The sequence below is a fragment of the Streptococcus oralis genome (assembly GCF_001578935.1).
Classification (GTDB): Bacteria; Bacillota; Bacilli; order Lactobacillales; family Streptococcaceae; genus Streptococcus; species Streptococcus oralis_R.
Window position 1 is genome coordinate 25,223 of sequence record NZ_KQ969521.1, and the last position, 13,821, is coordinate 39,043.

General features: G+C 44.7%; 14 protein-coding genes and 1 pseudogene. 8 read left to right on the forward strand and 7 right to left on the reverse strand.

Features of this window, described 5'->3' with window-relative positions:
• Nucleotides 1–33 precede the first annotated feature (33 nt).
• From SORDD15_RS00145 to SORDD15_RS00160, 4 genes are read right to left on the reverse strand one after another with little or no spacing between them, the layout of a single operon-like run.
• Complete coding sequence (locus tag SORDD15_RS00145) at nt 34–837, reverse strand: Cof-type HAD-IIB family hydrolase (RefSeq protein ID WP_061413309.1); 804 nt, start codon at nt 835–837, stop codon at nt 34–36.
• A 54-nt stretch (nt 838–891) separates the two neighbouring features.
• The gene (locus SORDD15_RS00150; protein ID WP_061413311.1) at nt 892–1,479 is read right to left on the reverse strand and encodes a sugar O-acetyltransferase; all 588 of its coding nucleotides are present in this window, start codon (nt 1,477–1,479) and stop codon (nt 892–894) included.
• Nucleotides 1,472–1,972: an RbsD/FucU domain-containing protein gene (locus SORDD15_RS00155; RefSeq protein WP_061413313.1), complete on the reverse strand. Its 501-nt coding sequence runs from the start codon at nt 1,970–1,972 to the stop codon at nt 1,472–1,474. The genes SORDD15_RS00150 and SORDD15_RS00155 overlap by 8 nt, the downstream gene beginning before the upstream one ends.
• 17 nt (nt 1,973–1,989) lie before the next feature.
• The gene (locus SORDD15_RS00160; RefSeq protein WP_061413315.1) at nt 1,990–2,958 is read right to left on the reverse strand and encodes an ROK family protein; all 969 of its coding nucleotides are present in this window, start codon (nt 2,956–2,958) and stop codon (nt 1,990–1,992) included.
• A 171-nt stretch (nt 2,959–3,129) separates the two neighbouring features.
• Here SORDD15_RS00160 and SORDD15_RS00165 point away from each other — a divergent pair, with 171 nt between their 5' ends.
• The 3 genes from SORDD15_RS00165 (at nt 3,130) to SORDD15_RS00175 (ending at nt 5,789) form a co-directional block, all read left to right on the forward strand.
• Nucleotides 3,130–4,284 carry a low temperature requirement protein A gene (locus SORDD15_RS00165; protein ID WP_061413317.1) on the forward strand — a complete coding sequence of 385 codons (1,155 nt, stop codon included), beginning with the start codon at nt 3,130–3,132 and terminating at the stop codon, nt 4,282–4,284.
• Between the two features lie 108 nt (nt 4,285–4,392).
• Nucleotides 4,393–4,749 (forward strand): stress response transcriptional regulator NmlR, encoded by a 357-nt coding sequence (gene nmlR, locus SORDD15_RS00170; RefSeq protein WP_061413319.1) that lies wholly within the window; start codon nt 4,393–4,395, stop codon nt 4,747–4,749.
• Nucleotides 4,746–5,789, forward strand: a complete 1,044-nt coding sequence (locus tag SORDD15_RS00175; protein ID WP_061413321.1) for a zinc-binding dehydrogenase — start codon at nt 4,746–4,748, stop codon at nt 5,787–5,789. The genes nmlR and SORDD15_RS00175 overlap by 4 nt, the downstream gene beginning before the upstream one ends.
• 153 nt (nt 5,790–5,942) lie before the next feature.
• On the opposite strand, the gene SORDD15_RS00180 is transcribed toward SORDD15_RS00175, so the two are convergent.
• The gene (locus SORDD15_RS00180; protein ID WP_061413323.1) at nt 5,943–6,947 is read right to left on the reverse strand and encodes a LacI family DNA-binding transcriptional regulator; all 1,005 of its coding nucleotides are present in this window, start codon (nt 6,945–6,947) and stop codon (nt 5,943–5,945) included.
• A 165-nt stretch (nt 6,948–7,112) separates the two neighbouring features.
• On the opposite strand from SORDD15_RS00180, the gene SORDD15_RS00185 reads away from it, so the two are divergent.
• The 5 genes and pseudogenes from SORDD15_RS00185 (at nt 7,113) to SORDD15_RS10375 (ending at nt 11,761) form a co-directional block, all read left to right on the forward strand.
• The gene (locus SORDD15_RS00185) at nt 7,113–8,291 is read left to right on the forward strand and encodes a galactokinase (RefSeq protein WP_061413325.1); all 1,179 of its coding nucleotides are present in this window, start codon (nt 7,113–7,115) and stop codon (nt 8,289–8,291) included.
• An 18-nt stretch (nt 8,292–8,309) separates the two neighbouring features.
• Nucleotides 8,310–9,791: a UDP-glucose--hexose-1-phosphate uridylyltransferase gene (locus SORDD15_RS00190; RefSeq protein WP_061413327.1), complete on the forward strand. Its 1,482-nt coding sequence runs from the start codon at nt 8,310–8,312 to the stop codon at nt 9,789–9,791.
• A gap of 69 nt (nt 9,792–9,860) precedes the next feature.
• Nucleotides 9,861–10,265: a PaaI family thioesterase gene (locus SORDD15_RS00195; RefSeq protein WP_061413329.1), complete on the forward strand. Its 405-nt coding sequence runs from the start codon at nt 9,861–9,863 to the stop codon at nt 10,263–10,265.
• A gap of 331 nt (nt 10,266–10,596) precedes the next feature.
• Nucleotides 10,597–11,361, forward strand: coding sequence for a DpnI domain-containing protein (locus SORDD15_RS00200; protein ID WP_061413331.1), 765 nt, complete (start codon nt 10,597–10,599; stop codon nt 11,359–11,361).
• Nucleotides 11,358–11,761: pseudogene (locus SORDD15_RS10375) on the forward strand (DpnD/PcfM family protein). The gene SORDD15_RS00200 and the pseudogene SORDD15_RS10375 overlap by 4 nt, the downstream one beginning before the upstream one ends.
• Before the next feature lie 46 nt (nt 11,762–11,807).
• Here SORDD15_RS10375 and SORDD15_RS00210 read toward each other — a convergent pair.
• Both SORDD15_RS00210 and SORDD15_RS00215 read right to left on the reverse strand, forming a co-directional pair.
• The gene (locus tag SORDD15_RS00210; protein WP_061413333.1) at nt 11,808–13,070 is read right to left on the reverse strand and encodes a nucleobase:cation symporter-2 family protein; all 1,263 of its coding nucleotides are present in this window, start codon (nt 13,068–13,070) and stop codon (nt 11,808–11,810) included.
• Nucleotides 13,070–13,651 carry a xanthine phosphoribosyltransferase gene (locus SORDD15_RS00215; RefSeq protein WP_061413335.1) on the reverse strand — a complete coding sequence of 194 codons (582 nt, stop codon included), beginning with the start codon at nt 13,649–13,651 and terminating at the stop codon, nt 13,070–13,072. Before SORDD15_RS00215 ends, SORDD15_RS00210 begins: the two co-directional genes overlap by 1 nt.
• Nucleotides 13,652–13,821: the final 170 nt, after the last annotated feature.

A 13,821-nucleotide genomic window follows, 5' to 3' on the forward strand; every position in this document is an offset into this window, starting at 1 on the left:
TTCCTTTCTGGTGTGACGGTTTGTCACTCTTTTTTATTGGTTAAGGTAGTGGGCGATGACGCTTAAGACACCGTTGTCATCATTGCTAGGGGCGATGGACTTGGCGACTTGTTTGGTGGCTTGGGGGGCATTGCCCATGGCGTAGGAGTAGCCAGCAAGTGCCAACATCTCATGGTCATTACCACCATCCCCGAAGGCCAAAAGATTGTCGCTAGATAGCTGCCACCTGTCCAAGAGTTCCTGCAGGGCTGCCCCCTTATTTTTGCCTTTTCCGATGATGTCAATGTTGCCGTGACCGCTGGTGGTCGCATCAATCACATCCCCCAAGAGTGCCTTGAGGTCATCGATAATCTGATAGGTAATCTCTTCTGGGGTGTTGAAGGAAAACTTCAGAAATTGGTCATCAGGAAGGACAGCAAAAGAATCGACCAGTTGGAGTTTGGTATGGTATTTTTTGAAAAAAGCAATGGCCTCGGGCGCTGATTTGGCATGCATATAAGCCATTTTTTCACCGCTCAAAACGAATTCGTGGTCCAAGTGGTGTTCCTCCAGATAGTCTAAAACGCTTCTGACCACTTCCTTAGGCAAGGTATAGCTTTTGAGAAAGTGGCCCTTCTCGACGAAGTAGGCACCGTTTTCTCCCACGATGGTGATGTCCTTTTTGTAGTCTTCGAAATAACTCTCGATTTGGTAATATTGGTTGCCACTGATGGCGACAAAACGAATGCCCTTTGCCTGCATTTTGTCAAACAATTGGGCAAATTGGGCTCTGTCGTAGTCCATCTGGTTGTTGAGGAAGGTGCCGTCCATGTCGGTGGCGATAACTTTGATATCCATAAAAAGTCTCCTTTGGAAGGTGAAAATCTTGTGTAAGGTTTGCTGGCTAAGGGATCATCTATCCCAATTCGTTTTTTTATCGTCGTCTGTGATGGCACGGATAACCTTGCAGGGATTACCGACGGCGACACTGTTGTCTGGGATGTCCTTGACGACGACGCTACCACCACCGATAACCACATTGTTTCCGATGGTAACGCCTGGCATGACCTGCACCCCAGCTCCAATCCAAACATTGTCTCCTACGGTGATGGGGTAGGCGTATTCTAAGCCCTGATTTCGCCTGTCGGCGTCAATCGGGTGACCTGCGGTATGAAAGCCACAGTTGGGGGCGATAAAGACATTGTCTCCAAAGGTCACCTTGGCCCCGTCTAGGATGACGGTATTGTGATTGGCAAAGAAATTCTCCCCAATCTCGATATTGTAGCCATAGTCACACCAAAAGGGCGCAACGATGCAACAATTTTCCTTGGTTTTGCCTAGTAATTCTTGCAGGAGTTTGTGTTGCCCAGCCTCATCTCTGGGACGCAAGTGATTGTAGTCGTAGCAGAGGTCTTTGGCTCTTGTTCGTTCTTCTAGGATTTCTTTGTCATAATTGGCATCATAAAGTTTCTGGGCCAGCATTTTGTCTTTTTCAGTCATGGTTCTTCTCCTTTTGCGCCTCTTTGAGGCCTTGTCGGGTAATCCCGTATTTGAGCCAGTCTAGGGGAATGTCTGCACTGGGATAGCCTGCAATCAAGATGCATTGGGCATGGACCCCATAATCACCGGTTTGCACGACGGCTTTACAGCGATCCCGCATTTCATAGTAATCCGGGATATAAGGCATGGTCTGGATGTTTTCTTGTCCTAGCTTTGTCACTAAAAACTGATAATCTGTTTGGTTGAGCGTCAGCATCTCCTCGGTCACCAGGGCGCCTTCGAAATCTCCCACCTCGATGAGAACATCCACGATGGCTTGCATGGAAGGACAGCCCGTAACGGCCTCTAGGTCGATGTATTGGACAGAAGGGGCTAGGGGATGTAGGGCCTTGGCTGAGGTGCCACTGCCTGCATCAGCGATAAAAATCATCTCGCCATGGCGAAGTCCAGCCACTAGGGCAGCTAAGTCTTTATTTAAAATGCGTTTTTTCATAAGGATTCTCCAAGTTTTTAAATGCTCTTTACGAATGCTTGTCTTTGTCTCTCCAAGAGGTGCAAGCGCCCTAGCTCTTGTCCGCCTTGCAAGACCAGAGTGTCTAGTTCCGTTAGGCGTTCCAGTCTAGGCTGAAAATCTTGAGGAATGCCTGTGTCGGTCATCTGGATATCTGTCTTGAGAGACGGGCAGTAGTAGGCGATAGCATCCGGAGCCAAGACCGCTGTAAGAGCTGTGATTTGCAGAAGAAGTTCTTCTTTTGTTGCTTTTCCCTCTTTACTGAGGTAGCCGACCTCCCCAGCGAAGCCCTGTTTGCCTCGGTGCAAGCGCCCGTCAACGAGTAGCCCAGCCCCAGCAAAATCGCTATCTGGCTGGTAGAGAAGGGCTAGATTGTCATGGTCTGGATGCTCTTTTTGGTAAGCGAGGACCGCACAGTTCACATCGTTTTCAATCAAAATCGGAAGGTCTGTCAAGGCTGACAGGCTTGTCAGCAGTTGGCTCTTCTCTAAATGCGCAAAATCCGAAGAAAGGATTTCCCCATGCGTGCCAATGATACCCGGAAAGCTGAGTACCAAGACTTGCATCAAGGGATCGCTTTCCAGCAAAATGCTTACAGCCTCACAGATTTCTGCTAAACTACCTGTTTTACTGCTTACAAACGCTTCAAATACGGTCTCCCCAGCAAGATTAAAGGCATGCGTTGCTATCTGATACCGGTCAAAAGGATGACTGAGGAGGACCGTTCCGATATGGGCAAAGTTCACACTTAACTGATAGAGTTTGGACTTTCTACCCCCCGTTGAGCTGGCATTGCCGATAAAGCAAATTTCCCCACTAGCTTCTAAGGTTTGTAAAATATTGGTGGTCCCAGCCAGAGAAATCCCAGTTTGCTGGGCTAAGTCGGTCTTGGTCCAGTTGCCACCTTGATAAAAGCAAGCTCTTACCCGCTGAATGTTGTCTTCTTTTAAATCTCTAATTTTTGCCATTTTTCACTTTCGTCACAACTTGATGAAACTAGTATAGCATTTTTTCGTTCTTAGGACAAGTTTTTTTGAAAAATAAATGATTATTTGAAATCTTGGACAGTAGCTGCAGGAGTTTTGATAGCCATTTGATCCCTGACGTGTTACAATAAAAGAAAAAAGAAAGGACTCCTCATGACATCCATTCGCTCCAAGCGTGTTTCCAACTATGAACTCTTTTTTGATTTAGCTTTTGTCTTGACCATTAGTCAGCTGACTGGCGCCATCCATGTGCCTCATGTGCAGCTTGAGCATATCTTTTACTTTTTGACCACCATTATCGTTATGCTCAATGTCTGGAATCAAGAAGCCTTTTACTACAATAAATACGGCGATTCGAGGCAGATTGACATCTACACGGTCATTGCCCTCATGCTTTTTGTGGGAAATCTGGCCCTGTCTATTACCTTTGACCCCACTAGCCTTAAACCTTTTTTGGAAAACCCGCTCAATTTTAATAGCCTTCTGATCTTGAGTTATGGGACCATTGCCCTGCAGTACGTCCTAAAAGGGAGAAAACTAGGTTTTAACAAGGACATGTATCTGTCTATTGCCTTACTGGTGGTGTATGCGCTAGCAGTTCTCCCTAGGGCTTTGGATCTTCTGCCTTTTTCGGTTCATGCTCTGCCTCTTTACTACCTACCACTAGTGGTGCCTTTGTTTTTAAACTCGAAAAAACGCCCCATTTGTATGAATTTCTCGCATTATTTGGAGCGTTGCCAGCTCTTGACGATTATTACTTTTGGGGAGAGTGTCATTGCTGTGCTTAAAACCTATCCCCTGTCCCAAAAATTTTGGGAAGGCTTGACTCTCTTTATGGGCTTGGGCTTCATGTTTGTCTTTTATATCATTCAAACCTTTGTCAATATCAATCACCACCAACGAGTATCCGTTAAAGCTCTCTCTTACGCCCATTATGTCATTGTGGCTAGCCTCCTGTTCTTTACGGTTGGTTTGGAATTCTTAAAAGACAGCCACCATCATGATCTAGGTCTGCATTTCTTTGTGCTATCTATTTTGGCTTTCTTCGTTGGGACACTGTCTACTTCTCACTATAATATCGAACTTTACCGTCTGGACCGTCGTGTAGTTGCCCAATATGGTCTGATCTTACTTGTCGCTATGGGGCTTTTCTACCTATTTGGGCAACAGATAGCTCTTTTGGGTCTGACCTTGGCAGGACTTTCTCGGGCCTTGACTCGGACAGGGATGAGCTATCGCCGTCGCGTGCGGGAGCAAAACAAGGTACCGCATCCTGACGTGACTGCAAACAACCGTGATTTTTCATAAAGTTTTCATTTTCTGAAGGCGAATGCTTGACTTGGAGTCAACTCTAAGGGTTATAATAGAAGAGTGAGGTGATTAAAACCGTCGTCCGATACTGGAAAGGAGTTAGATATGAACATTAAATCTGCTAGTCAAACACTAGGGCTATCTGCTGATACCATTCGCTACTACGAACGTATCGGGCTGGTACCGCCCATCACGCGGTCGGCTGCGGGTATCCGTGACTTTCAGGAGTCCGACATGGAGGCTCTCGAATTCGTCAAGTGCTTTCGGTCAGCAGGTGTCTCAGTAGAGAGTTTGGTAGCCTACATGGCCCTCTATCAAGAGGGGGAGGCCACAAAATCTGCTCGCCTAGACATCTTGCTGGATGAACGCGACAAGCTCGCCCAGCGCATCAGCGAATTAGAGACCGCCCTTCATCGACTCGATTACAAAATTACTTACTATCAAAAGGAGACAGCTAAATGAAATCAGCTATTTACACCCAAGCAGGCCAAGTCGGTCTGACAGATATTGACCGCCCTCAACTGCAGGCGGCAGATGATGCCATTATCCGGATTGTCCGCACCTGTGTCTGTGGCTCTGACCTATGGAGCTACCGCAATCCTGACATCGAAGAAGGCCATGGTAACAGTGGTCACGAAGCTATTGGGATTGTCGAAGAAGTGGGCGATGCCATAACGACTGTAAAACCTGGGGACTTTGTCGTCGCACCTTTCACGCATGGTTGTGGCCAATGTGATGCCTGCCGTGCCGGATTTGACGGCTCTTGTGACCGCCATCAGGGCGGAGATAACTTCTCAGGTGGGGTCCAAGCTGAGTATATTCGCTTCCAACATGCAGAGTGGTCATTGATTAAAATTCCTGGCCAACCGTCTGACTACACTGAAGGCATGCTTAAATCCTTCTTGACCTTGGCAGATGTTATGCCGACAGGTTACCATGCTGCGCGTGTGGCCGATGTCAAACCGGGTGACCGGGTGGTCGTTATCGGTGACGGAGCCGTTGGCCAATGTGCTGTCATTGCGGCCAAGATGCGAGGGGCTTCTCAGATTGTCTTGATGAGCCGTCACAAAGACCGCCAAGAGATGGCTTTGGCATCTGGTGCGACAGCAGTAGTCGCCGAACGTGGCGAAGAAGGCATTGCCAAAGTCCGTGAAATCGTGGGTGGCAACGGTGCAGACGTCGCTCTGGAATGCGTCGGTACCGAAGCGGCCATCGACCAAGCTCTGGGTGTACTCCACAATGGAGGCCGGGTCGGCTTTGTTGGTGTGCCTCATTACGACAAAACACCGCTAGGTTCAACCTTCGCCCAAAACACCATCGTCGGTGGAGGACCAGCCTCTGTTACCACTTATGTCAAAGATGGGCTCCTTAAAGCTGTTCTTGATGGAGACATCAATCCAGGACGGGTCTTTACCAATACCTACAAGCTCTCAGACATCAACCAAGCCTACAAAGACATGGACGACCGCAAGTCCATTAAATCTATGTTGGTAGTGGAGTAGCGAAAAACTCACGAGGCTGGGAAAAAAAGTCTCTGGAATCAGAAAAACGCATAGTATTAGGTATTGAAAAACCTTGATGCTATGCGTTTTATTGTGGGGATATTTACTTCATTTTCTCCTGAAATTGAGTTTTTGCCCAGCCTCGTGAGTTTTTTATCCATTTTTGGTGCTGTCTCTCAGGGTTAGTCGAGTACCGAGCATAGTGAGGCTTGGGATTTTCCTTCCGTGTAGGACTTCTTTGTTAAGAATATCCATGCCGATACGTCCCATTTCTTCGGTATAAACGGTGATGCTAGAGAGTGGCGGAAAGACTTGTTTTATCACGCTGGTATCGTTAAAGGAAATCAGACTGACCTGTTCTGGTAGGGAAATACCTGCCTCCTGAAGGGCACGAAGGGCACCAATGGCTAAACTATCGTTAGCTGCGAAAAAGGCAGATGGAAGTTGGTCTCCTAGGGTTTGAATGGCTCTTTTCATTAGATCATAGCCAGATTGGGCTGTGAATTGTCCCTGAAAAATAAAGGTTTCCTGATAGATACCCTTTTCGCTTGTATAGTGTCGGAAGTGTTCCAAGCGCTGGTCTGGAATATTCTCTACCTGGTCAGTTGTTTCTTCAATTCCCGTCAGTATGCCAATCTTGTCCAAACCTTGGTTGAGAAAATGGTCGACAACCTGCTTGACAGCTGTACAAAAGTCCGTAATGACGCAAGTGTGCCCGAGTGCCAAGGTATCGCTATCCAGAAAGACAAGTGGTTTCTGGTATTCTTCAAAGGAAGTAATTTGTACGCGGCTGAATTTTCCGATACACAAAATGCCAATGACCTCTTCGCTCAAGGTAAAGGGTTGATCGTTGAAATAGCGCAGAATGTCGTAATCCAACTCCTGTGCACGTTTTTCAATACCCAGACGAATCTGATAGTAGTAGAGGTCGTCCAACTCCCCTTGTTCGCTAACCCATTGGATAATGGCAATCTTTTGCTTGGGTTTGTGGGATTCGCCTGTCTTGAGATGCTTAGTATAGCCCAGCTCTTCAGCGACAGTTAAAATACGGTGTCTGGTTTCTTCTGTAACAGATAGACTCTGGTCGCGATTGAGGACACGAGATACGGTCGCGATAGAGACAGAGGCTAGCTGTGCAATGTCTTTTAAGGTAGCCATAAATCCTCCTTCTTTTAGGTTAGTATATCATATTTTTTCTGTTTTTTACCGATAGTTTAGTAAAAATTCAGTAAAAAGGATTGACCTTGGCAAATCCCTTGGATACAATAGAAGAAAATGATTACACGTTGAGATGACTTAACGGACAGTCAAAGGAGAATTCATATGACACAAGATCTTACTACTGAAGCCCTTCGCAAAGACTTTCTTGCGGTTTTTGGTCAAGAAGCAGACCAAACTTTCTTTTCACCAGGGCGGATCAATCTGATTGGTGAACACACAGACTACAACGGTGGGCACGTATTTCCAGCGGCTATTTCCTTGGGAACATACGGTGCAGCTCGCAAGCGAGATGACCAAGTTTTGCGCTTTTACTCAGCTAACTTTGAAGACAAGGGCATTATCGAAGTGCCTCTAGCAGATCTCAAATTTGAAAAAGAGCACAGCTGGACTAACTATCCAAAAGGGGTTCTTCATTTCTTGCAAGAAGCTGGACACGTGATTGACAAAGGGTTTGATTTTTATGTTTACGGGAATATCCCAAATGGTGCCGGCTTGTCTTCATCCGCTTCCTTGGAACTTTTGACAGGAGTGGTGGCAGAGCATCTCTTTGATTTAAAATTAGCCCGTTTGGATTTGGTTAAAATTGGAAAACAAACAGAGAACAACTTTATCGGAGTCAACTCTGGTATCATGGACCAGTTTGCTATCGGTATGGGGGCAGACCAACGTGCTATTTACCTAGATACCAACACCTTGGAGTATGACTTGGTGCCACTTGATTTGAAGGACAATGTTGTCGTCATCATGAACACCAACAAACGCCGTGAACTAGCAGACTCTAAATACAATGAACGTCGTGCTGAGTGTGAAAAAGCAGTGGAAGAATTGCAAGCTGCCTTGGATATTCAGACCTTGGGTGAGTTGGATGAGTGGACCTTTGACCAATATAGCTATCTGATTAAAGACGAAAATCGCTTAAAACGTGCTCGCCATGCTGTACTTGAAAACCAACGTACTCTTAAAGCTCAAACAGCTCTTCAAGCAGGAGATTTGGAAACATTTGGTCGCTTGATGAATGCATCACACGTTTCTCTAGAGCATGACTATGAAGTAACTGGCTTGGAATTGGATACCCTCGTTCATACTGCTTGGGCTCAGGAAGGTGTTCTCGGTGCTCGTATGACAGGGGCTGGTTTTGGTGGCTGTGCCATTGCTTTGGTGCAAAAAGATGTTGTTGAGTCCTTTAAGGAAGCTGTGGGCAAGCACTACGAGGAAGTCGTTGGATACGCTCCAAGCTTCTATATCGCTGAAGTTGCAGGTGGCACTCGCGTCCTTGACTAGTCAAAAGGAGGCTCTATCGTGACCTTAGTAGAACAATTTGTAACACACGTCATTGCAGAAAGTACCTTTGAGGAAATGGATCGCATCTACCTGACCAATCGCGTTTTAGCACTGGTGGGAGATGGAGTTCTCGATGTTGAGACTGACCCAGATAACTTGATTGACCTTAAAGATCAGCTTGTTGAGGAGGCGGTTCGATTAGAGACGATTGAGGATAGTCAGGCTGCACGTGAAATCCTCGGTGCTGAACTAATGGATTTGGTGACCCCTTGTCCAAGTCAAGTCAATCGTGATTTCTGGGCAACTTACGACCAGTCACCAGAGCAGGCGATAGCGGATTTTTACCAACTCAGCCAGAAAAATGACTACATTAAGCTCAAGGCCATTGCTAAAAATATTGCTTATCGTGTTCCATCTGACTACGGAGAACTTGAGATTACCATCAACCTCTCTAAGCCTGAAAAGGATCCGAAAGAGATTGCGGCGGCTAAGTTGGTGCAAGCTAGCAATTATCCCCAGTGTCAGCTTTGTATAGAGAACGAGGGTTACCATGGTCGGGTTAACCACCCAGCTCGTAGCAATCACCGCATTATCCGTTTCGAAATGGCGGATCAGGAGTGGGGCTTCCAGTATTCACCTTATGCCTACTTTAATGAGCACTGTATCTTCTTAGACGGCCAGCACCGTCCCATGGCTATTAGTCGTCAGAGCTTTGAGCGTCTGCTGGCTATCGTAGAGCAGTTTCCAGGCTATTTTGCGGGTTCAAATGCCGACCTGCCAATCGTGGGGGGTTCTATTCTCACCCATGACCACTATCAGGGAGGCCGTCACGTGTTTCCTATGGAAATCGCTCCTCTGCAAAAGACTTTCCGATTTGCTGGTTTTGAGCAGATCAAGGCTGGGATTGTCAAGTGGCCTATGTCAGTGCTACGTTTGACCTCGGATTCTAAAGAGGATTTGATTAACTTGGCGGATAAAATCTTGCAAGCTTGGCGCCAGTATTCAGACCCTGCAGTGCAAATTTTGGCAGAGACAGACGGGACACCGCATCACACCATCACACCGATTGCTCGCAAACGCGATGGTCAGTTTGAGTTGGACTTGGTTTTGCGAGACAATCAAACCTCAGAGGAGCACCCCGATGGCATCTATCATCCGCATAAGGATGTCCAACATATCAAGAAGGAAAATATCGGCTTGATTGAGGTCATGGGCTTGGCTATCCTGCCACCACGTCTGAAAGCGGAAGTGGAGCAAGTTGCTAGCTACCTCGTGGGAGATGGTGATATAGTTGCCGACTATCATCAGGAATGGGCAGACCAACTCAAAGCTCAACATCCAGACATAACAGATAAAGAAAAAGCCCTTGAAATCGTCAAAGACTCTGTAGGTGCTATCTTTGCGCGTGTTTTGGAGGACGCAGGAGTTTATAAGCAGACGGAGCAAGGACAGGCAGCCTTTATGCGATTTGTAGAGCAGGTCGGAATTTTGCCAGACTAGGAGCTTTCTCCTTGCACAGTCCTATAAAAAGTAGTATCATAGTGTCGTTTGAAAACTCAGGAGGAAATGATGAAAGATTTTCATTTTGACGCTATATCTGCCTTTGAAAATTACGAAATAGAAAAAATGAGAGATGGTCATGTTGTGGTGACGACAAAAGTAGTGGACTCGTCGCTCAACTACTATGGCAATGCCCATGGTGGCTATCTCTTTACCCTTTGTGACCAGATCAGTGGTTTGGTGGTCATTTCACTAGGACTTGATGGAGTGACGCTCCAATCCTCTATCAACTACCTCAAGGCTGGAAAACTCGACGATGTGCTGACTATTAAAGGAGAATGTGTCCATCATGGACGCACAACCTGTGTGGTAGATGTGGATATTACCAATCAAGAAGGCAGAAATGTCTGCAAAGCAACCTTTACCATGTTTGTCACAGGCCAGCGGTCAGAAGACAGACAGGTGAGGATATAAAGAAAGGTGAGTGAGATAAATTTATCTCGCTCATTTTTGGTCTATGAGATATGTTAGAAGCAAATATTAAAGAGAGTGATGAAATACAAAGGGAAGAGGTACCTATATGTGGTATACTAGTTATGGTAGATTTTAATTACTTATACTCTTCGAAAATCTCTTCAAACCACGTCAGCGTTGCCTTACCGTATATATGTGACTGACTTCGTCAGTCTTATCTACAACCTCAAAACAGTGTTTTGAGCAGCTTGCGGCTAGCTTCCTAGTTTGCTCTTTGATTTTCATTGAGTATTATATCGAGTGAATTCTCATATTAGTGAGGAATTTTTAAATGGAATTACACTTTAATTTAGAATTAGTAGAAACCTATAAAAGTAATAGCCAAAAGGCACGTATCTTAACGGAAGATTGGGTTTATCGTCAGTCTTATTGCCCTAATTGTGGGAACAATCCCTTAAATCATTTTGAAAATAATCGTCCTGTAGCAGATTTTTACTGTAATCATTGTAGTGAGGAGTTTGAACTAAAGAGCAAAAAAGGAAATTTTTCATCAACAATCAATGATGGTGCTTATGCAACGATGATGGAGCGTGTTCAGGCAGATAATAATCCTAATTTCTTTTTTTTGACTTACACAAAAAAATTTGAGGTAAATAATTTTCTGGTCCTTCCAAAGCAATTTGTTACACCGAAATCAATTATTCAAAGGAAGCCACTTGCACCAACTACCAGACGAGCAGGTTGGATTGGTTGTAACATAGATTTATCGCAAGTACCTTCTAAAGGAAGAATATTTCTTGTGCAAAATGGGCAAGTTAGGGATCCAGAAAAAGTTACAAAAGAATTTAAGCAAAGTTTATTTTTAAGGAAAAATTCTTTTTCAGCAAGAGGTTGGACAATAGAAATTCTAAATTGTATAGATAAGATAGAGGGTTCAGAATTTACCCTTGAAGATATGTATCGTTTTGAAAGTGACCTAAAAAATATCTTTGTTAAGAACAATCATATCAAAGAAAAAATTCGGCAACAGCTTCAAATATTAAGATACAAAGAAATAATAGAATTTAAAGGTAGAGGAAAGTATCGGAAATTATGAAAATGAAACAACTTATTGCACCAGAAGAGGTGTATGATTTCTTAAAAGTCATCTGGCCTGATTATGAAACAGAGAGTAATTATGAAAACTTATGTGTAATGGTTTATACTTTATCAGACCCTGATTGTGTGAGGTGGTTATCTGAAAATATGGAGTTTGGTAATGAGGAACAACTTTCTTTATTGGGCATAGATTATTGCTAATAAGTGAGTTAATTGGAGAGAAACTTAAGATGAAAAAGTATACCATAGAAATTACTGAAACTCTAACCCGTTTAGTGAGTATAGAAGCTGAAGACGAGTATGAAGCGGAACGTATTGTAAGAGAAAAGTATAAGAATGGTGAAATTGTTCTTGATGCAGATGATTTTCAGGACTATGACACTAGTATATATGAGTAGATATTTTTATTTTGTCACACAAAAAAGAGGCTCGCACCTCTTTTTCTTATTTCTTTTTCCGGTTTAATACTGCATTGAGTACAATGGCGAGTAGGCTGGCTACGACGATTCCATTTGAGAAGAACATTTGGAAGGCTGTCGGCATGCTGACAAAGAGATTGCTATTGTTGAGTCCGACACCTGCAGCGATTGAGACAGCTGCGATAAGGAAGTTGTGTTCATTGTTAGCAAAGTCAACTCGGGCGACGATCTGCATCCCTTGAAGAGAAACAAAACCAAACATCACCAGCATGGCACCACCGAGAACAGGGCTCGGAATGATTTGGGCGAGGGCACCAAACTTAGGAAGGAGTCCAAGGAGGACTAGGAAACCAGCTGCGTAGTAGATTGGCAGACGGGTCTTGATACCTGACAATTTAACCAAACCAACGTTTTGTGAAAATCCTGTATAAGGGAAGGTGTTAAAGATTCCTCCGAGAAGTACAGCTAGACCTTCTGCACGATAACCGTTGCGCAGGCGCGTGCTGTCGATTGGGTCATTGGTAATATCAGACAAGGCCAGGTAAACACCAGTGGATTCAACCATAGACACCGTTGCAATGATACACATCATGACAATAGAGGAGATTTCAAAAGTTGGTACACCAAAGTAGAGGGGAGTTGGAACATGGACAAGCGGTGCTGCAGCCACAGGAGAGAAGTCAACCAAGCCCATGGTAGCAGCAATGGCGGTTCCAACAACCAGACCAATCAAAATGGAGATAGATTTGATAAATCCTTTGGTAAAGATGTTAATCAAGAGGATAATTAGAACAGTTATGGCTGCAAGCAAGAGACTTTGACCAGTTGGCTCTGGGACATTATTTCCCATGTTTCCGATAGCGACAGGAATTAAGGTCAATCCAATTGTGGTAATGACAGAGCCTGTTACGATAGATGGGAAGAGATTGGCAACTTTTGAGAAAATGCCTGAAATTAGAACCACATAAATCCCTGAAACGATAAGGGCACCAAACATAGCTCCGCTACCGTGACTTTGTCCAATCATAATTAAGGGAGCAACCGACTGGAAGGCAACTCCGAGAACAACTGGTAGTCCAATCCCAAAGTATTTGTTGAGTTGGAGTTGGAGGAAGGTGGCCACCCCACACATGAAGATATCTGTGGAGATCAGGTAGGTCAACTGCTCAGCTGAATAGCCAAGGGCTGTCGCAATCATGATAGGAACCAGGATAGAACCTGAGTACATGGCTAATAAGTGCTGCAAGCCAAGAACGGCTGCTTGTGAATGTTTTTCTTGTTTTTGCATTAGAGATCTGCCTCCTTAAATACGACCTGACCATTTTCGAAACGATCCAAGCGAGCCAGTGATAGGACTGGATACCCTGCTTTTTCAAGCAAATTACGACCATCCTGGAAAGATTTTTCAATCACGATACCAATCGCTTCGACTTTTGCTCCAGCTTGTTCGATGATTTGGATCAAGCCTTTGGCAGCTTGGCCATTAGCAAGGAAATCATCTACAATCAAGACCTTGTCCTCTGGTGATAGGAATTTTCCAGCGATGGAAACGGTGCTGGTCACCTGTTTGGTAAAGGAGTAGACTTCTGCAGTCAAGATTCCTTCATTCATGGTGATGTTTTTAGCTTTCTTGGCGAAAATCATGGGAACGTTTAAGGTTTCAGCTGTAAAAATGGCTGGGGCAATGCCTGAAGCTTCTATAGTCACGACCTTGGTAATGCCAGCAGAAGCGAATTTTTCCGCGAATACCTTACCAATCTCTCGCATCAAGCTAAAGTCAACTTGGTGGGTTAAAAAGGAATCCACCTTGAGGATGTTGTCCCCCAAGATATGCCCATCCTCGAGGATACGTTCTTCTAATAATTTCATAAGACCTCCTAAAGTCTAAAAGCCAGTTTACTTGTTGGTTAAATGTTTCTATAGTGAACCAGTTTGCTAGTACTATATATTTGATAAAACTAGTACGAGCGAAGCGAGTTTTATCAAATATTTCCCGCCGTAGTGGTATCATAGACAATAATCTTGTTATTGTCTATGAC